General features: G+C 69.9%; 12 protein-coding genes. 5 read left to right on the forward strand and 7 right to left on the reverse strand.

Features of this window, described 5'->3' with window-relative positions:
- Positions 1-143: 143 nt before the first annotated feature.
- Positions 144-6,452, forward strand: a complete 6,309-nt coding sequence (locus ABC270_RS05125) for an RHS repeat-associated core domain-containing protein (RefSeq protein ID WP_412879788.1) — start codon at positions 144-146, stop codon at positions 6,450-6,452.
- A complete protein-coding gene (locus ABC270_RS05130) occupies positions 6,449-7,318 on the forward strand; it encodes a leucine-rich repeat domain-containing protein (RefSeq protein ID WP_412879789.1) in 870 nt (289 codons plus the stop codon). Before ABC270_RS05125 ends, ABC270_RS05130 begins: the two co-directional genes overlap by 4 nt.
- A gap of 948 nt (positions 7,319-8,266) precedes the next feature.
- On the opposite strand, the gene ABC270_RS05135 is transcribed toward ABC270_RS05130, so the two are convergent.
- Both ABC270_RS05135 and ABC270_RS05140 read right to left on the reverse strand, forming a co-directional pair.
- Entirely contained in the window at positions 8,267-8,620 is a 354-nt protein-coding gene (locus ABC270_RS05135) for a hypothetical protein (protein ID WP_412879790.1), read from the reverse strand.
- Positions 8,617-9,228, reverse strand: coding sequence for a TetR/AcrR family transcriptional regulator (locus ABC270_RS05140; RefSeq protein ID WP_412879791.1), 612 nt, complete (start codon positions 9,226-9,228; stop codon positions 8,617-8,619). Before ABC270_RS05140 ends, ABC270_RS05135 begins: the two co-directional genes overlap by 4 nt.
- A 109-nt stretch (positions 9,229-9,337) precedes the next feature.
- On the opposite strand from ABC270_RS05140, the gene ABC270_RS05145 reads away from it, so the two are divergent.
- Positions 9,338-10,228, forward strand: coding sequence for an NAD-dependent epimerase/dehydratase family protein (locus tag ABC270_RS05145; protein WP_412879792.1), 891 nt, complete (start codon positions 9,338-9,340; stop codon positions 10,226-10,228).
- A gap of 108 nt (positions 10,229-10,336) precedes the next feature.
- Here ABC270_RS05145 and ABC270_RS05150 read toward each other — a convergent pair whose 3' ends face one another.
- Positions 10,337-11,770: a cation:dicarboxylate symporter family transporter gene (locus ABC270_RS05150; protein ID WP_412879793.1), complete on the reverse strand. Its 1,434-nt coding sequence runs from the start codon at positions 11,768-11,770 to the stop codon at positions 10,337-10,339.
- Positions 11,771-11,959: 189 nt separating this feature from the next.
- On the opposite strand from ABC270_RS05150, the gene ABC270_RS05155 reads away from it, so the two are divergent.
- Positions 11,960-13,582, forward strand: coding sequence for an ATP-binding protein (locus ABC270_RS05155; RefSeq protein WP_412879794.1), 1,623 nt, complete (start codon positions 11,960-11,962; stop codon positions 13,580-13,582).
- Positions 13,579-14,259 carry a response regulator gene (locus tag ABC270_RS05160; protein WP_412879795.1) on the forward strand — a complete coding sequence of 227 codons (681 nt, stop codon included), beginning with the start codon at positions 13,579-13,581 and terminating at the stop codon, positions 14,257-14,259. Before ABC270_RS05155 ends, ABC270_RS05160 begins: the two co-directional genes overlap by 4 nt.
- 14 nt (positions 14,260-14,273) lie before the next feature.
- On the opposite strand, the gene ABC270_RS05165 is transcribed toward ABC270_RS05160, so the two are convergent.
- The 4 genes from ABC270_RS05165 to ABC270_RS05180 are packed head-to-tail and all read right to left on the reverse strand — an operon-like array spanning position 14,274 to position 19,769.
- Complete coding sequence (locus ABC270_RS05165; RefSeq protein ID WP_412879796.1) at positions 14,274-15,341, reverse strand: M20/M25/M40 family metallo-hydrolase; 1,068 nt, start codon at positions 15,339-15,341, stop codon at positions 14,274-14,276.
- Positions 15,331-16,125, reverse strand: coding sequence for a DeoR/GlpR family DNA-binding transcription regulator (locus ABC270_RS05170; RefSeq protein WP_412879797.1), 795 nt, complete (start codon positions 16,123-16,125; stop codon positions 15,331-15,333). Before ABC270_RS05170 ends, ABC270_RS05165 begins: the two co-directional genes overlap by 11 nt.
- 42 nt (positions 16,126-16,167) lie before the next feature.
- The gene (locus tag ABC270_RS05175) at positions 16,168-17,610 is read right to left on the reverse strand and encodes an amidase (protein WP_412879798.1); all 1,443 of its coding nucleotides are present in this window, start codon (positions 17,608-17,610) and stop codon (positions 16,168-16,170) included.
- A complete protein-coding gene (locus ABC270_RS05180) occupies positions 17,607-19,769 on the reverse strand; it encodes an amidase family protein (RefSeq protein WP_412879799.1) in 2,163 nt (720 codons plus the stop codon). Before ABC270_RS05180 ends, ABC270_RS05175 begins: the two co-directional genes overlap by 4 nt.
- Positions 19,770-19,861: the final 92 nt, after the last annotated feature.

Raw genomic sequence — 19,861 nt, forward strand, 5'->3', positions numbered from 1 at the left:
GGGGGGTGGTTGGCTTGGGCTTGGCTCTCGCTAGCATTCGATCGCGCTGAACACTGATTGGTGTGCGCAAAGGTTGAGGGGTAACTGTGCGAACTGGTCACAATGCGGCGTGCGGCGGTCGTTATCGGAATGGGCGAAAGAAGTTGCACCTGCGCGCCCGCATGGTGACTGGTTTTCCGATCATCCTGATCACTGCACTCACGGCATCGCTGCTGACGGCGGTTCCCAGCAACGCGACAACGTTCCCGGTCATCGCGGACCTCGGCAAACCGGTTCCCGGTCACACCGCGGCGAACACCGTCACACCAACCCGCGGATCATCTTCGACCTCTACGGCGACCGACACCTCCCTCCCGACGGCGATCAGCCCGACAGCTGTGACGCTGCCCTCCGCTCCGGGCAGTACAGTTCACGTGCACGGATCGACCGGTGCCGCGCAGGCGCTGTCCCTTGGCCGATGGGCGAAGGTCGCGAAGACCGACATCGCAGTCGCCGCCGCGAGCGACAGCACTCGCCCGTCCGCATCGACGAAAGCCGTCGTCGGCGTACTCGGCAAGAAAGACCTCGAGAAGCAGCGGCTCAGCGGCCTCGTCGTCAGCGTGCGCCGCACCGACGCCGGGTCAGCAGCGCGGACGATCGCGGTGCGTGTTCCGAAGCAGCTGCTCGTCCGTACCTGGGGCGCCGACTTCGCTAGCCGGGCGCACTTCGTCGCGATCCCCGCTTCTGGCAAGAAGACCGCCACCCCGGTGCCGATGACCACATCGACCGACACCGTCGTCCTGGCACCGAAGGTATCCACCCGCACGATGCTCCTCGCCGCGACCGGGACAGCGACGTCCTCGTCCGGGACGGGCAGTTTCGCCGCGTCGCCGCTGAAAGCGTCGAGTAGCTGGGACGTGTCGGCGCAGACCGGGGACTTCTCCTGGCAGTACCCCCTCGCCGCCCCGCCCGCGGCGGCGGGCCCTGCTCCATCGCTCGCGCTGAACTACGACTCGCAATCCATCGACGGTGAGACCGGATCGACGAACAACCAGCCGTCTGCGATCGGCGACGGTTGGGAGCTCAGCGGCGGCGGCTTCATCGAACGGCAATACGTGTCCTGCTCGCAGGACGACGGTGCATCTGGCGCGGTGTCAACGTCCGGAGATCTCTGCTGGAAGACCGACAACGCCACCCTGTCCCTTGGCGGGCACAGCGCGCCGCTCGTGCGGGACAAAACGACCGGAGACTGGAAGCTCCTCGCCGACGACGGTTCCCGAGTCGAACACCTCACCGGCACCGCCCAGGGCTGCCAGTCGAACGGCACCTACGACACCGACTGCTGGCGTGTCACCACCACCGATGGCACGCAGTACTACTTCGGCCTGAACCACCTGCCGGGCTGGGCGTCCGGCAACGCCACCACGAACTCCGCGTGGACCGTCCCCGTGTTCGGCAACGACGCCGGCGAACCCTGCCACGCCTCGACGTTCGCAGCGTCCTCCTGCGTGCAGGCATGGCGGTGGAACCTCGACTACGTCGTCGACGTGCACAACAACGCCGAAGCGCTCTACTACAACGCCGAGACCAACAGCTACGGCAAGAACGGCTCCGGTGCCACGTCCTACGTTCGCGGCGGCCAGCTCAACCACATCGACTACGGACTGACCTCCTCAAACATCTACACGGCGAACGCCGCGTCGGACCGGGTGACCTTCGGTTACGACGCGTACGGCCGCTGCAACGACAGTAGCCACGCGAACTGCACGAAGGAGACCGTCAGCGGCGCGGCGACGAAGCCTGCCACCCCGGCCGCGTACCCGGATGTTCCCTTCGACCAGCTGTGCGCGTCGTCCTGCACCGCGAACCCGGTGCCGACGTTCTGGACCGACGCGATGCTCGACACGGTCACGACCGCTGCTCGGACGGCCTCGTCGACCTACACGACGGTCGACACGTGGACGCTGTCTCACTCGTTCCCCGCACCCGGTGACGGCACTAACGCTGCGCTCTGGCTCACCCAGGTGCAGCACACCGGATCCGCCGGTCAGACCGCCATCACGGAGCCGGCGACGAAGTTCTCCGGCACCACGATGCAGAACCGGGTGTGGGCCGTCGACGGGCTCGCCCCGCTCGACAAGTGGCGGATCTCCTCGATCCTGGACACGACCGGTTCGGTCACCTCCGTGAACTACTCCGCCCAGGACTGCCAGCCATCGGAGGCGTCAGCCATCGAAGCGGGCGCCGCAACGAACTCGCGCCGCTGCTTCCCGCAGTGGTGGACACCGCAGGTCACGCCCGCCGTTGCCCCGAAGCTCGACCTGTTCCACAAGTACGTCGTCACGAGCGTCATCGCCGACCCGAAGACCGGTGGCGGGGCCGACCGGCCGCAGGTGACGTCGTACATCTACACCGGGAAGCCAGCCTGGCGGTACAACACGTCGCCGTTCACCCCGGAGAAGAACCGCACCTGGTCCGTGTACGCCGGCTACAACACCGTCGAAGTGCGCGAGGGTGACACGAGCAGCCCCAGCACGGAGAAGACAACCGACTACGTCTTCTACCAGGGGATGGATGGCGACCGAGCAGGAACCAGCGGCGGCACGAAGTCCGTCACCGTTACCGGGGACGACGGCGTCACCGACTCCGCCTGGTTCGCTGGCACCACCCGCGAAACCAAGACCCTCAACGGCGTCGGCGGAGCGGTAATCGACGACGTCATAAACACCCCGTGGGCGTCCGACGTCACCGCGAGCGACGGAACGAACTCGGCCCGCATGCTCGGTGACAGCAGCAGCGTCGAAACGCAACCGACCAGCAGCGGCGGCACCCGCACCAAACGGATCACCACCACCCACGACGACGACGGGAACCCTGCCACCGTCAGCACCGTCACCTCCGACGCCGGCAGCACCTGCCAGAGCACCACATACGCTCCCGACAACACCACGGCGTGGATTCGAGGCCTTCCGCAGGAACAGCGAACCGTCGCCGTCGCGTGCGGACAGGCACCGTCCTTGCCCGACGACGCCATCAGCGACGTCCGCACCAGCTACGACGGCAACGCATACGGAGCCACCCCGACCAAGGGTGACGAAACCACCACCCAGGAAGTCGACAAGTACGACGGCAGCACGCCGCACTTCTTCACCAGCGCCTCGTCGACCTACGACGCCCTCGGCCGCGTCACGGCGAACACCGACGCCCTCGGCCGGACCACGACCACCGCCTACACACCCGCAACGAGCGGGCCGCTGACGAAGTCTGTCACCACGAACCCGGCCCCGTTCAAGTGGACCTCGACCACCACCGTCGACCCAACCCGCGGGTCGGTGCTCTCGGAAACCGCGACAGACGGCAGCGTGACCACGGCCATTTACGACGGACTCGGCCGCCGGGTGAACGTGTGGCTTCCGCAACGACCGCAGGCGTCCAACACCACGTCCCCATCGATCGCGTACGCGTACTCGGAATCGCAATCGGCACCGCTGTCCGTCGCCACCACCACGGTGATGGCGCACACGACTGCGACGACCTACCAGCTCTACGACGGCCTCGGACGTCCCGTGCAGACGCAGTCGTCCTCACCGTCCAGCGGCACGATCATCACCGACACGCAGTACGACCCCGCAGGAAACGTCTCCCAGACGAACAACCCCTACTGGACCGTCTCCGTCAGCCCGTCCGGGAAGCTGTTCGTCCCGGAGAACGAGCAGCAGATCGGCTCGAGCACGCAGAACATCTACGACGGCGCAGGCCGGCAGACCGCGACCGTCACGAAGTCGTTCGGTAGCGAACGGTTCCGCACCACTATCGCATACGACGGCGCCGACGAGACCGACGTGACGCCGCCGTCCGGGGGGACGCCGACCAGCACCTGGACGAACAGCCTCGGCCAGAAGACCAAGCTCGTCCAGTACCTCGCGTCCACGCCGAGCAGCACCGCGAAGCAGCAAGCCACAACCTACGGCTACGACAACCGAGGCAACATGACCTCAACCGTCGACCCTGCCGGAAACACCTGGTCCTGGACGTACGACCTGCTTGGGAACAAGATCAAGTCCGTCGACCCGGACACCGGCACCACCACGTCCACCTTCGACCTCGCCGGCCGTGAACTGACCACAACTGACGCACGCGGTCAGACCATCGCCACCGTCTACGACGCCCTGGACCGCAAGACCGCCGAGTACGCCGACGCAGCCACCACCGGACCGCTCCTCGACAGCTGGACGTGGGACACCGTCAAGAAGGGGCAACTCAGCTCCTCCAGCAGCTACACCAACTCCATCGCAGGAACCCCGGGCGACGCCTACACGCGGACAATCGCCGGATACGACGCCGGCAATCAACCCACCGGCATCACAACTACCTTCCCCGCATCAACCCCCGGGTTCGGGGCCTTCAGCTACAACGTCAGCTACACGTACAACCAAGACGAGTCCCTTAACAACGAGACCTATCCCGCAGTCGGCGGTCTCGCCGCGGAACGCATCGGCTACGCGTACGACGGCGTCGGCAACATGTCCAGCGTCACCGGTAACTCCGCGTATGCCTCCGCGATCTACACCAGCATTGGACAACTCGCGCAGATCAACCGCGGCGGCAACCTCACCAACTCCTCCGCCTACGGCTACGACGCAGCAACCGGCGCCGTCACCGAGATCAAGGACATTTCCGGCACCGGCTCCGCTACGGCAGTCCAAGCCGACCGCACGTACACCCGGAACGATGCGGGCACCGTCACCTCAGCGGCTGTCACCGGTGACGCCGGCACGGAAACGCAGTGCTACACGTACGACCAGCTGCAGGAGCTCACCGAGGCTTGGACTCCCAGCACGAATGGCTGCGCCAGCCCGCCGTCGAAGACCGCCCTGGGCGGCCCCGCGGCGTACTGGAACAGCTACACCTACGACACGCTCACCGGGAACCGCACCTCCACAACCCAGCACGGCGTCGGCGACGCGTCCGACACGACCAGCACCTACTCCTACCCAGCAGCCGGTGCGGCTGAGCCCCACGGCGTCCAAACAGTCAGCACCGGCGACACCAGCAGCGACGACTTCTACGGCTACGACCAGGCTGGTGATACGACCGCCATGCCGGGCCAGACGCTGACGTACGACGCGGACGGGCGCATCGCCACCGTCACGAAGGACGGCAAAACCCAGTCCGACATCTACGACGCCGACGGCACCCTCCTCGTCCAGACTGACCCGGACGCCGGAACTACTCTCTTCCTTGGCGGAACCGAGCTGCACAACCACCCTGACGGCACGACCACCGCAACGCGGACGTACACCCTCGACGGCACCGCGGTCGACGAACGCACCACTGACGGTGGGAGCAACAAGGTCTTCTCCCTCGACACCGACATCGATGGCACCGCCGACCTCGAGATCGGTGCTAGCGACCAGACCATCACCCGTCGATGGGTTGACCCGTTCGGTAACGAACGAGGCGCTACAACGAACTGGTCCTCGACGCACGGCTTCCTTAACAAGAGCGAATCTGCGCTCACTGGGCTCGCCCAACTCGGTGCGCGTGCCTACGACGCGACCCTCGGACGGTTCCTTTCCGTCGACCCTGTCTTCGCGCCAAGCAATCCCCAGCAGGACAACGGGTACAGCTACAGCGCAAACAGTCCCATCACGAATGCTGATCCGTCCGGGGCCTGCTATCTGGCATACAGCGATTCCCTCGACTTCCACACCAACTGCGCTGGGGGTATTCAAAAGCCTGTCACCCACGGGAGTAACGCCGCGGTTGGCGCGTATGGGAGCAAGTACACGCCGCCGCCCGGCTACCGGGCCCGCCCACGGCCGACACCTGTCCACTCCGGAGGCGGATGCTCGTACGACGGCGGAACATTGTGGTGTCCGACGGAGGCTTACACGCGGATGGCGGCTCCGCAAGTCGACCCTGCTCAGGCACGACGCCAGCACTTGCAAGCCCTCGTTGACGAGGTGCTTTGGGAACACGCGATGGCGACCAGTCAAGCGTGGCCTTGGATCAAGGCGGCCGCGGAATGGGAACACGGGCACGTGGGGGCGCTTGAGGGAGTAGCGGGGGCTTACGGAGGTGCGTACGGCGACGAAGGCGCGAGCAGTGGAGCGTACGGAGACGGCGGCACTAGCAGTGAGGCTCCCGATGAAGCGGACGTAGTGCCAGGAGTAGACGTGCCGGCAGCGCCCACCGAGGGCATCTACGTGATTCGAACTGCGCGCGGGACCTACGTGGGCCAGTCTGGCAACATCGATCGTCGCCTGGCAGAGCACGTCGTCTCGGGTAAGTTCAGTCTTGATGAAGTATCGTCGGCGGAGCGTTTCGAAGTCACCGGCGGGAAAACTGCACGCGAGGTTGCGGAGCAAAGGAAGATCGATGAACTCGGTGGAGTCGGAAACTTGTTGAACAAAGTGAATCCCATCGGTCAAAGACGGATTGCCTTGATGGGGCCTGGGTACACTCGATGAGTTTCGATATCGAAAAGGGGCCGTCGGGATACAAGCGCTTGGTTCTCCGAGGTGCCTGGAGCGCTGAGGCTCATGCTGCGTGGGAAGGAGGCCAATTCGACGCACTTGAATTGAACTACGCTCGCGGCTTCGAGGGTGGCATCGACTTCCTCCAAGGCCTAACTGTTACAGATCTCACGCTGATCGATCGCACTGTTGAGGACCTCGGAGCCCTTTACGCGACCGGAGATGTTCTCAGGAGCGCGACCCTAGCGATTGCGCCGCGAGTCAATGTCGATCTCGAACTCTTGCCTCACGTCCAAAGACTCAGTATCGAGAACTGGAGCCAGATTGCGAGTTCTATCGATGCACTTCCCGGACTTCGAGATCTCTACGCCGGCGGATACGGGGAAGTGGACCTCCAGCCTCTAGCTGACGCGCGGGGTCTTCGACGACTTCGGTTGAAAGATCGCCCAGCACTGGTATCGCTCCGCGGCGTCGAAGCACTCGACGAGCTCGAAGAGCTCCAGATCGTTGGCGCCCGGAAGCTTCAAGACTTTGGCCCACTCGAGGGGATCAATGACGGGCTGACTCGACTGTGGATCGAGTCTTGTAAGAAGCTCGGCGATATCGGGTTCACGAGTAGGCTCAACGCTCTGATAAGCCTCGCGATTGCCGACTGTGGCTCGATCGCAAGTATCTCACCGATCGCCGGCAACTCAGCGCTGCAAGAGGTTCTCATGTGGGAGAGCACCGAGATCGCGGATGGCGACCTCTCCCCGCTTATGACGCTACCGAGCCTCCGCACTGTACGAATGAAGAACCGGCGACACTACGTTCCGACGGTCGGGTCCATTGCGGCAGCCATTGGGCAAAGTTACCCGTAGCGAAACCTGGCCGAGCGGGCCCCCGCCAAAGTCAGCAAGTTCCCACAACGAAAAGTGGCTCCGCGGCGGGCGGCTTGCTCGTCCGGACCTAAAGGCCATCAACCGGTTGACCGGCGTGTTTCGGTAACGAACGAGCGGACCCTCAGGGATGTCGGCCAGCATCGACGACCACCAGTACGACTTGTTCTGCTGGTGTGCGCGTGGTGAAGCCAAGTACGTGGAGCACGACTCGGAGCCGGCGGTGACGACCGCACTGGCTAGCTCAGCGACCGCCTGCCTAAAGCCCACACCTGGCCATGGCTCTGGTCGCTCGGGTCCGTGGAACAAAAGCCTTAAACCCGTGGAACGCCCGTCAGCACTGGGATCCGCGATCCGCGCCACCACTGGCATCCGCGAATAAGCCGAACACCTCGCGCGGGCAGCGCAGGCAACTGCTCCGTGCGTCATGTCGACCAGGTCAGCAGGCAGCCCATCGGCGCCGCGACTCCGTACTCCGAGTGCACGGGCGCCTTGCCGGTGCCCGAATCATGTGGGGGAAAGTGGTGAGCGTCCCTGCGACACTACGCCTCGGGAGTGGCCGAAACGCCTCGCTAGCCCGAGCTTTTCTCGCGCCACCGACAGGTCGCGCGAGCCGAAGCCGTCTCGATGGGCGATCGGCCGGTGAGGCGGTCAGCTACTCGCTCGCGGTCGTCGCCGGCAGCCTCGCCGGCGTTCGCTTGCCGCCTGGCTATCGGCACAGCGCATCGTTCGGAGTACAGCCGGCGAAGCTCGCGCACCGCGATAGCAGTCGCTCAAAGCTCAGCAGGCGGGGAGGCAGTGAGGCCAGAGAGGACGTCCAGCTCACTCTCGCCGACGGGCGGCTCGATGCTCTGCACTACCAGGTTGACCGCGCCGGTGAGGACGCCGACGTCGCGGTCGCCCAACCAGAGTGTGCGCTGCACTGCCACGTCAGGGACTCGGCGGCAGCGGACCGGGCACGTACAGCTGCCCGCCCGTCACGACGAGCGCCGCCGCGACACCGAGGCCGACACTGAGGAGGAGCGCGACGAGCGCCAGACCCGCCCCGAGCCGCCTCGGCCGGACCGGTCGTGTCACGCTGCCGAGGATGACCGCTCCCGCCACCACCGCGACGACCGACGGTGCGAGCATCAGCGTCAGCGACGGTCCCTGGGTGGCGCCACCCGCTGTGCCGCGGGTCGCCTCCTCGGAGACACCCCACACCCAGAGCAGCGCGGCGCCGACCACGGGCACCCCGAGAGCGGCCAGGCTCCACAGCAGCGCGTGCCGCTTCGGCGACATCACGCGCGCGCCGCCCCGACGTCCGCGGGCACCTCGTCGGCGTCCAGTGAGCGCGCCGCCGCCCGCAACGCCCGCACCTCGTCGTGCACGAACGGGCCGAGCGCAGCACCCGCACCCGCGACGGTCCACCGTTCGAACCCGTCCCAGTACCCGCGCACTGCCGTCTCGGCGAGCACCGTCGCTCGGTGTGCCGGGACGCCGCGCTCCCGGAGCGCCGACACGAGTGCCTCGGTGACGACGTACCGCTTGTAGACGTACCGCTCCCGGAGTGCCTCATGCTCGACGATCAGTGCCGTGATCGCCGCACCGATCGCCTGCTGCTCGGGCACGTGGGCTGCCGCGAGTGCGTCGAGCACGTCGTCGACCACGTCCAGGTCGCTGCGGTCGGCGGGCGCTTCCCGCACAACGCGCGAGACGGTCTCGACCGTGGCCGCCTGCCCCTGGAAGAGGATCTCCCGCTTGTCCGGGAACTGCCGGAAGAGGGTCGCCTTCGTGAGTCCGGCGCGCTCGGCGATCTGCGCCGCGGTCGTCTCGTCGTAGCCCTGCTCCGCGAAGAGCTCGAGCGCCGCGCGCAGGAGTCGTCCGCGGGGATCGGGTTGCCATCGTGCCACCGGCTCATGCTAGCCGATGCGACTTGGTCTCATCAGGTGTACGGTGACGATACCAAGTCTCATCACCACGACGGCGCCGAACAGGACGGAGCCGGACAGGAGTCAGTACATGCAGGTCTTCATCACGGGAGCGTCCGGCTGGATCGGGAGCGCCCTCACCCGCGACCTCGTCGCGCACGGCCACGAGGTCGTCGGTCTCGCCCGCTCCGATGCCTCTGCTGAGCGCATCCGAACGGCGGGTGGCCGTCCGGTCCGGGGCGACGTGTCCGACCACGGCCTGATCGTCGAGCAGGCCCAGCATGCGGACGCGACGGCGCACCTGGCGTTCACGCTCGACTTCGACGCGTTCGACGAGACGATCGCGAACGAGGTCGCCTTGGTCGCCGCGCTCGGCGACGAACTCGCGGGCAGCGGGAAGGCCTTCTTCGCCGCGTCCGGCACGCCGACGAACCCGACCGGGATCGCGACCGAGGACGATGCGCTCGACCCCGAGGGCCCCGCCGGTGCACGGTCGCTGACCGCCGCCGCGGTCCTCGCGCTCGCCGACAGCGGCATCCGGTCAGGACTCGTCCGGATGCCACGGACGGTGCACGGCGCGGGGGACCACAACGGTCTCGTCGCCTCGCTCGTGCAGCTCGACCGTCAGCTCGGGGTCGCCGCCTACGTCGGCGACGGCGCGAACCGGTGGCCCGCGGTCCACGTCGAGGACGCGGCGCGGCTCCTCCGGCTCGCCCTCGAGGGAGCGCCGCCGCGGTCGGTCCTGCACGCCGTCGCCGAGGAGGGGGTGCCGATGCGCGCCGTCGCCGAGCGCATCAGCCGCCAGACCGGCCTGCCCGCGCAGCCGGTCGACCCGACGACGCTCGGCGTGTTCGGTGCGCTCCTCGGTGGCGACCAGCCGGCGTCGAGCGTGCGGACCCGCGCGCTCCTCGGCTGGGAGCCGGCCGGTCCGACCCTCCTCGAGGACCTGGACGCCGGGTACTACACGACGTCGGCCGACTGACCGACGCGGGTGCGGACGCACCGGACGGGAGGCCCGGATCACCGCAGCGGGTCTGCATGCGGTGATCCGAGCCTCCTGGCTGGTCGGCCTCCCGTCCGGTCGTCGGCGTCAGCGCCGCTCGGCGGCTGCCTCCCGGTGCTCGTGCTCCGGCTCGACGATGGTCCGGACCGCCTCGGTCGAGATGCGCTCGGTCGGTGCCGACGCCACCGGGGTTGCGCCGTGGTCGTCCGCGGACATCGTCCGCTCGTCGAAGGGCGCCGCTCCGGACAGCACCCGCTCGACCTGCTGCTTGTCGATCTGCCGGGTCCACGTGCCCACCAGCACGGTGGCGACGGCGTTGCCGGTGAAGTTCGTGAGCGCGCGGGCCTCGGACATGAACCGGTCGATGCCGACGATGAGCCCGACGCCGTTGACGAGGTCCGGCCGGTGGGCCTGGAGACCGCCCGCGAGGGTCGCGAGACCGGCGCCCGTGACGCCCGCGGCGCCTTTCGACGCGATGATCATGAAGACCAGGAGCGAGATCTGCTCCGGGATGTTCAGCGGGGTGCCGAGCGCGTTCGCGATGAACAGCGACGACATGGTCAGGTAGATCGCGGTGCCGTCGAGGTTGAACGAGTACCCGGTCGGGACGGTGACACCGACGACCGGCTTCGAGACGCCGAGGTGCTCCATCTTCGCGATGAGGCGCGGCAGGCTGACCTCGCTCGACGACGTCGAGACGATGAGCAGGTACTCGCGGCCGAGGTACTTCATGAGCCGGAAGATGTTGACCCCGGTGACGACGCGGAGCAGCACGCCGAGCACCCCGACGACGAACACGATGCAGGTGATGTAGAAGGCGACCATGAGCGTGCCGAGGGCCACGAGGGCGGCGACGCCGGTGGCACCGACGACCGCGGCGATCGCGCCGAAGGCACCGACCGGGGCGACCCACATGACCATCGCGAGGATGCGGAACACGAGCGCCTGCAGGTGCCGGATGCCGGTGAGGATCGGCGCGCCCTTCTCGCCCATCGCCTGCAGGGCGAAACCGACGAGCAGCGCGACGAAGAGGGTCTGCAGGATGCTGCCGCTCGTGAGCGAGGACACCAGGGTCGCGGGGATGATGCCGAGCAGGAAGCCCGACGTCGACGACGCGTCCTCGCTCGAGCCTGCGGGCGGCTCGTACTTCGCGGTGGTCATGTCGAGGTGGTCGCCCGGGTGGATGAGGTTCCCGACAACGAGACCGATCGCGAGCGCGAACGTCGACATCGCGACGAAGTAGCCGAGGGCCAGACCGCCGACCTTCCCGACCGTCGCGGCCTTCGCGATGGACCCGACGCCGAGGACGATCGTGCAGAAGATGACCGGCGCGATCATCATCTTGATCAGCGCGATGAAGCCGTCGCCGATCGGCTTGAGGCCGACCGCGAAGGTGGGGGCGGCGAGGCCGACCACGATGCCGGCGACCACCGCCACGATGACGGCGATGTAGAGCCAGTGCGAGCGGTCCAGGCCGCGACGCCGCACGGGGCGTGTGCTGGACGGGTACGTCGATGCCATGAGACTTCCTTGTCGTCGGGACCGGCGCGTCGTCGCGCCGGTCGGCTCGTCCTCTCGGGAGTGGGGACACCCTCGCCGGTTCGGGGTGCGCGCGTCGACTTGTGTTCATTGCGTTCACGCGAGTGCTGCGCGGACCCCGCGCGTGCGCGAGGATGGGTGTTCCCGCGACGAGGCGAGGAGGGCAGGACAGTGGCACCGAGACGGTGGAGCATCGCCACGCGGCTGTTCGCGCTGCAGCTCGTCTTCGTGGTCGTCGGGGTCGTGGTCGGCGGCGCCTGGAGCTGGGCGTCGGCACGGGCCGACCTCGAGGCGGACGCGGCGGAGAAGTCCGAGGCCGTCGCGGTCTCGATCGCCCGCAACCCGTTCGTCGTCGACCAGGCAGCGACGACGGACCCGTCGGAGCGACTCGAGCCGTACGCGCTCGACCTGATGCGCCGCACCCACACCGACTTCATCACGATCATGGCGCCCGACCGGACCCGTTGGACCCACCCGGACCGTGCCGAGATCGGGCAGCCGTTCCGCGGGACGATCGCCCCGGCGCTCTCGGGGAAGACCTTCACCGAGACGTTCACCGGCACGCTCGGACCCTCGGTGCGTGCCGTCACGCCGATCACCGACAGGGACGGCCGGGTCATCGGGCTCGTGGCCGCGGGGGTGACGGTCGCCAACATCTCGTCGGCCCTGGTGCCCCGCCTGGGATCCGTCGTGCTGCTGGCGCTCGCCGTGGTCGCCGTGTCGGCGCTGTTCTCGTGGTTGCTCAGCAGGTACCTCGGCCGTGTGACCGGGGGACGGGGACCGGAGGAGCTCGCGCGCGTGTTCGCCTCGTACGAGGGCGTCCTGCACTCGGTCCACGAAGGACTGGTCGTCATCGACCGCTCGGGTGACGTCGTCCTCCACAACGACCGTGCCGCCGAACTGCTCCACCTGCCTGCTCCGGTCGACGGACAGCGACCGGTCCCGCTGGCGTCGCTCGACGTCCCGGAGGGACTGCGGACCCTGCTCGCCTCGGGCGACCGTGCCGTCGACGAGACCTACCGGACGGCCGACCGGGTGCTCGTCGTCAACCAGGAGATGGCGTTCTCCCGTGCGTCGTCCCGCCCGCTCGGGACCGTCGCCACGATCCGGGACCAGACCGAACTCCTGCACCTGTCGGGCGAGCTCGCGGCGACCCGGACCCTCACCGACGCGCTGCGCTCGCAGACGCACGAGTTCGCGAACCGGCTGCACGCCGTGGTCGCGCTGATGGAGCTCGGGCGCGTGGACGAGGCGATCCGCTTCGCGTCCGACGAGCTCGACCGGCACGCGGACGCCCGCGTCGCCGGCCCGGATCCGGACGCGCCCGGCGGTGCTGCCGCCGATGTGGTCACCCCTGCCGACGTCCTCGCTGCGGTACTCGACGGCAAGCGTGCCCAGGCGCACGAGCGCGGAGTCTCGCTGACCGCCGACACGAGCGGTGTGACGGAGCCGGTGGCGGCCGCACCCGGCGACGTCATCACCGTCCTCGGCAACCTCGTCGACAACGCCGTCGACGCGACCGCCGAGCGCCGCGGCACCGTGACCGTCACGGTGACCACCATCGGCGGCCACACCCGGTTCGTCGTCGAGGACGACGGCCCCGGCATCCCCGACCTCGACGCGGCCTACGGACGCGGATGGTCCACCAAGTCCGCGGGTCCGGAGGGTCGCGGCTTCGGCCTCGACCTCGTCCGCTCCGCCGTGGCGCGCATCGGCGGAGACGTCTCCGTCAGCACGGGACCCGACGGCAGCACCTTCGTGGTCGACCTCACACCGGGGCGGGTGCCCGCGTGAGTGACACCGTCCGGGTCCTCATCGTCGAGGACGAACCCCTGACCGCCGAGGCGCACGCCGCGTACCTGGCGCGTCTCGACGGCTTCACGGTCGTCGGGTCGGCGGCGACCGGGCGCGCGATGCTGGCCGCCGTCGCCGCCGAGCAGCCGGACCTCGTCCTGCTCGACCTCAACCTGCCCGACGCCCACGGCCTCCAGCTCGTCCGTGCGCTGCGCGCCGCCGGGTCCGCCGTCGACGTCATCGCCGTGACCGCCGCCCACGACGCCCGCGGGGTGAAGAACGCGATCGCCCTCGGCATCGTGCAGTACCTCGTCAAGCCCTTCAGCTACCGCACCTTCGCCGAGCGGCTCACCACGTACCGCGAGTTCCGGCGCGGCTTCGAGGACCGCCGGTCCCTCACCCAGGCGGACATCGACCAGAGCCTCGGCTCACTGCGACCGACCGCGCCGCCGGACCACGAGAAGGGCATCGCCCGGGAGACCCTGGACGCGGTCCGGGCGCACCTGGTGCAGGCCGACGGGGCAGCGTCGGCATCCGAGGTCGCCGATGCGCTCGGCATCTCGCGGGTGACCGCGCGCCGGTACCTTGAGCACCTCATCGGTGCCGGGCAGGCCGGCAAGGACGTGCGGTACAGCGGGCCCGGCCGACCGGAGTACGCGTACCGCTGGCTGCGCTGAGCGCCGTCGGGCCGTCACTGATCGGCGGTGTCCCGCGCGTGCCACCGGACGACGAGCTCCCCGTAGTCCTCGACGGCCCGGCGCAGTGCCTCGACGGCCACGGACTCGTCCCGCCTGTGCGCCAGGTCAGTCTGACCCGGACCGAGCAGCACCACGCGGTCGCACCCGAGCGCGCCGGTGAGCACGGCCGCGTCCGTGAAGTAGCCGACGACCCGGTCGTCCGGCTGGATCCCGAGGCGCACGACCTCCGGGTCCTCCGGGTCGAGGAGCACCGCGGGCAGGGAGAGTTCGGTCTCGACCGAAGCGAGGTCCGGTTGCTCGCGCCACCAGACCGACGGGTCGGAGCGGGGGTCCGTCGTCCGGAGGTCGACCTGCGCCCATGCGCGGTCCGGGACGACGTTGACGGCGGTCCCCCCGGCGATCGTCCCGACGTTGAGCGTGTCCCACCCCGTGCCCTCCGCGGCCGCGCGGTCGAGGACCCGGGTCAGGCCGGTGACGGCGTTGCGGCCGAGGTGCGGTGTGCTGCCGTGGGCCGCGACGCCGTCAGTGGCGACGCGGAGCCACGTCACCCCACGGTGGCCGCGCACCACGCGTCCGTCGGTGGGCTCGGCGACGACCAGGAGGCCCGTGTCGAGTCCGTCGAGCAGGGTCGCCGCCTCCGCCGCGCCGCGACTCCCCGTCTCCTCCTCGACCGTGAAGAGCGCGCCGACCGCGCTGCCGGAGGGTGCCGCGTCGAGGGCGGCGACGATCGCCGCGACGCCGCCCTTCATGTCGGTGGTGCCCCGGCCGAGGACGCGCCCGTCGACGAGGTCACCGGAGAACGGCGGGGACGCCCAGAGGTCGGGGTCGCCGGTGGGGACGACGTCGACGTGCCCGGTGAACACGAGGAGCGGTCCGGTGGGGACCGCGGGGACGACCGCGACCGCCCGCAGCGCGCCGTCGGCGTCCGTCAAGGTCCGGATTGCGTAGCGGTCGTCGAACAGCCCCGTGAGGACACCGAGGACCTCGGCCTCGCCGGGACTCCCGGAGACCGACGGGATCCGCACGAGTCGGCGGGTGAGCTCGACGACGTCACTCGGCACGGTTCGGTTCCAGCGCGCGGATGACCCGGACCCCGCGGGACTCGAGGGCGTCGGCGGTCTCGTTCGGGCCGACGGCGTCGGTGACGACCGTCGTCACGCCGGCGAGGGTCGCCACGGGGGCGAACGACACCTGCCCGAGGTGCCGGGCCTCGCAGAGGACGATCACGTGGTCGGCGCTCGCCATCATGGTCGCCTTGAGCCGTGCGTCGGTCTCGTCGAAGTCCGTGACCGAGTCGTGGTCGGCGCTGATGCCGGCGACGCTCACGACGGCCACGTCCCACCGGTGCGTCCGGAAGAACTGCTCGGTGACCGACCCGTGCAGGCTGAGCTCGCCGGGCTTGAGCTCGCCGCCGGGGACGAGGAGGTGGATGTCGTCCTCCTGCCCCAGGACCTCCATCACCTGGACGCTCGTCGGGGCGACGAGCGCCTGCAGGTGTCGGCCGCGCATCTCGACGGCGACGTGGTACGCCTTGGTGCCGAAGTCGATCGCGACGTTCGCCTTGCGCGGAATGAGGTCGACGACGGCTCGGGCCATCGCCTGCTTCTCGGCGACGTTGGTGCGGACGCGGAGGCTGAACGGCGGCTCGAAGCTCCGGCCGGCAGCGAGGACGGCCCCGCCGTACACCCGGCGTGCGATGCCCTGCGTGTCGAGGTGGTCGATGTCGCGCCGGATCGTGAGTTCCGTGACGCCGAGCTCCTGGCTGAGCGTCGCGGTCTCGACCTTGCCGCCCTCCTCCAGCATCTCGACGATGCGCAGCAGCCGCTGGTCGCGCTTGTCACCCACGTCGTCCCACCCCTTCGTCGCCGATCACTGTAGCGGGAGCCATCAGCCGAGCTCGGGGTGCACGTCGGACACGCCGAGGACCCGCTCGAGCCGGTCCCCGAGGGCGAGCAGTTCGTCGTCGGCGCCGTACCGGCCGACCACCTGGATGCCGACGGGCAGGCCGGACTCGTCCCCGAAGCCCGCCGCCATCGCGAGCACCGGGTGCGCCGACGGCACGAGCCGACAGGCCATGCGCTGCCAGAGGAAGTACCGGTCGAACGAGACGCCGTCGACCTCGGTCACCCACGCGTCCTCCGCGTCGGGTGCGACGACCGGGGCGCCGGGCACGACGAACGCATCGAAGTCCTCGAGGAGCGCAGCCATCTTTGTGTACGCGCGGTACCGGCGGTCCATCGCCGCGACGATCTGCCCGGACGAGTATCCGGACGCCTCGGTCACGTTCCGTACGAAGTCGCCGCGGTACGCGTCCGGGTGCTCGATCGGGTCCGTGCCGAGCAGCGAGAACCAACCGAAGAGCTCGATGGTCTGCCAGGTCTCGTCGAGGCCCTCGGCGTCGATCTCGACGTCGACGACCTCGACCCCGGCCGCTTCGAGCGTGGCGCGGGTGGCGGCGTGGGCGGCGCGGACCTCGGGCGAGACCGGCAGGCCACCGAGGTCGGTGCTCCACGCCAGACGGATTGGGGTGGTCGGGGCGTCCCCGAGTTCCACCGCGGCAGCACGGCCGGCCGACAGCGGTGCGAGCTGGTCGGCGCCGGACATCCCGGTGAGCAGGAGCGCGGCGTCGCGGCAGTTGCGCGCCACCGGTCCGTTCACCGAGTGCGGTTCCCACGACGTGCCGCCCTGCACCGCGGGCACGAGGCCGGGGGTGGTGCGGAGCCCCACGGCGTTGCAGAACGAGGCCGGGTACCGCAGGCTCCCGCCCGAGTCCGACCCGTCGGCGAAGGGGAGCATGCCCGCGGCGACGGCGGCGACCCCGCCGGTCGACCCACCAGCGTGCCGGGAGAGGTCGAACGGGTTCCGGGTGATCCCGAACACGTCGTTCCAGGTCACCGTCCCGACGCCGAACTCCGGGGAGTTGGTCTTGCCGATGAGCAGCGCACCTGCGGCTCGCAGCATCGCGACGTGCGGTGCGTCCGTGGGCATCGGCCCCCGGTCGGCGAAGGCCCGGGAACCCCGCGAGGTCGGCATCCCGGCGACGTCCACGAGGTCCTTGATCGCGATCGGCAGGCCGTGCAGCGGTCCGAGCGGTGCGCCGGACGAGCGACGGGCGTCGGCCTCGGCGGCGAGGGCGAGTGCCTCATCACGGGGGAGGCGGTACACGATCACGTTGACGGCGGCGTTCGTGGCGTCGATGCGGTCGTAGAACGCGGTCATCACCTCGACGGCGGAGAGCGACCCGTCGGCGATCGCGTCGCGCAGGTCCGTCGCCGTCCGCCAGTGCAGCGGGGTCGCGGTCGTCGTCGTGTCGGGGCTGGTGGTGGTCACGGGGTGCTCCTGATCGGTGGGGTGGGACGGCGGAAGGGGAGGTCGACTGCGTCGGCGGCGACGGTGAGTTCGTCCGGGCCGACGACGGTGAGCAGGGCGAGGACGCGGGTCGTCCGGTGGACCCGGCGTGCATCGGGACCGATGCGGAAGCGGGCGGCGGTGGTGCCGACCGGCGGGACCGCGACCGACTGTGGCCCCACCTCGACCCACGCCCAGGCGGGCTCCGGGGCACCGTCGACGCTCGCGTGCACCTCGACGGTCACCCCGCCGTCCTGGTCGATCGTGGCGGTGCCGGACAGCTCCGCGACGACCGGTTCGGGCGTCCTGCCGTCGCGACCGCGCACTGGTGTCACGGCGGGGGAGCGCACCGCGCCCAGGACGGCCACCCCGGGCAGGGGAGCCGGCGTGCGCGGAGCGAGCCGTGCCTCCAGGGCGGATGCCACGTCGACCAGGTGCGCGTCGGACCAGGCGGGACCACAGACGGTCGCGCCGACCGGCATGCCGGTGTCGGCCATCGTGCCCGCAGGGATCGTGACGCTCGGGATGCCGACGCGCCGGAGGACGTGGTTGGTGGTGGAGAAGACGGTCCCGTCGGCCCAGGCGGCGCGAGCGGCCTCCGGGTCGACGTCGGCGTCGTACGGCGCGATGTCGGAGTTGGCGGGGAACGCGACGACGTCGATGCCCTCGCGGCGGAGCCAGTCCTCGAACAGCTCCCGACGTGCGCGGTCGAGCCCGGCGATCGCGGGACCGACCCGTGCCGCGATCTGCTCGTCCGACAGTGGCGCGTCCCGGGTGATCGCGGTGAAGTCGAAGACGTCCCGGCCCGGGTGCAGCCGACCGTTCTCGACCGCGTCGAGCGCGTCCGGGGGGTCGGGACGGATCGACCCTGGCGCGAGCTGCGCGAGCGAGACCGGCTCCGTCGCGTGTTCGTCGAGGAAGCGCTGCCACGACGCCGTGACGAGTTCGCGGAGTTCGAACGCCGTCCAGTCCTCGGCGAGGTGCCCGGTCTCCGTGACGGTCGGGGTGTCGCCGCGGCCCTCGAAGGCCTCGACGAGTGAGAAGCGGACGCGGACGATCCGGGCTCCGGCGGCGGTCAGGGCCTGTTCGACTGCCTCCCAGCGGGCGCGGATCGACGGGCGGAGGGGGATCGGCGGCGGGCCGTCGGCGCCGCTCGGGCTGCCGTCACCGAGACCGTCCGGGCCGCCCGGGTTGCCCGGGCCGCCCGGGACGTAGAGCGTGGGGACACCTACGACGAGGCCGGCGAGGGGCACCGCGTCGTGGTCGGCGCCGTGCCGGGGGTGCTCCCGGAACCGTGCGGCGACGGTCTCGGCGGCGGAGACGTCCACTGCGGTCTGCCGCTGCCAGACGTCGCGCGCGTCCGGTCCGGCGACCACGGCGAGCACCTCGCGGAGGTCCGCCGTGCTCCGGGTGTGCGGGACCACCACGTCGCGGTAGGGGTGCAGCGGCCAGTTGCCGACGCTCGGGACCACGCCCCACGACGGCGTGTAGGCCACGAGCGCGTTGTTCGACGCCGGGGAGCGCCCGGACGAGACGGTCTCCTCGCCGATGCCGAACGAGCAGAGATCGGCGGCGACGGCGACGGCGCTCCCGATCGAGGAGCCGGAGTGCCACGCGGCGGCGAGCCATTCCGGCGAGTACGGGCTGCGCGTCCGACCGTAGAGGCCGGGCTGGCCGCCGCCGATCGCCATCGGGGGCATGTTCGTCTTGCCCACGAGGACGGCCCCGGCTGCCAGCAACCGTTCGACCACGACGGCGTCCCGGCGGGCGACGGTGTGTGCGAAGGCGGGGGAGCCCGCGGCGACGGTGAGGCTGGCCACGGCGAAGCTGTCCTTCACGGTGAAGGGGATGCCGTGGAGCGGCCCGCACGTGCCCGCCGCGTCGGCGCCGGCGGATTCGCCCGCGGCAGCCCTGGCTGCGTCGCTCGCGACCCTGGCAGCGTCGCTCGCGGCGACCCTCGCTGCGTCGCTCGCGGCTGCCCGCTCGAGGAGACGGGGGTCGAGCACGGCGATCGCACCGAGTCGGGGCCCGTCGCGGTCCAACCGCGCGGTGCGGCGGAGGGCGTGCTGCGCCAGGGCGAGGGCAGTCGTCGCGCCGGTGCGGAGCTGTTCGCGGAGCGTGGCGATGTCGGATTCGAGCAACGGGCACCTCCTGGGCGGGCCGACGGACGGGCGGGCGGCGACCGACGGGCGAGCCGACGGGCGGGGACGGGACCGGAGGCGGGCATCGCGCT

Source organism: Curtobacterium phoenicis, from assembly GCF_047238015.1.
Lineage (GTDB): Bacteria > Actinomycetota > Actinomycetes > Actinomycetales > Microbacteriaceae > Curtobacterium.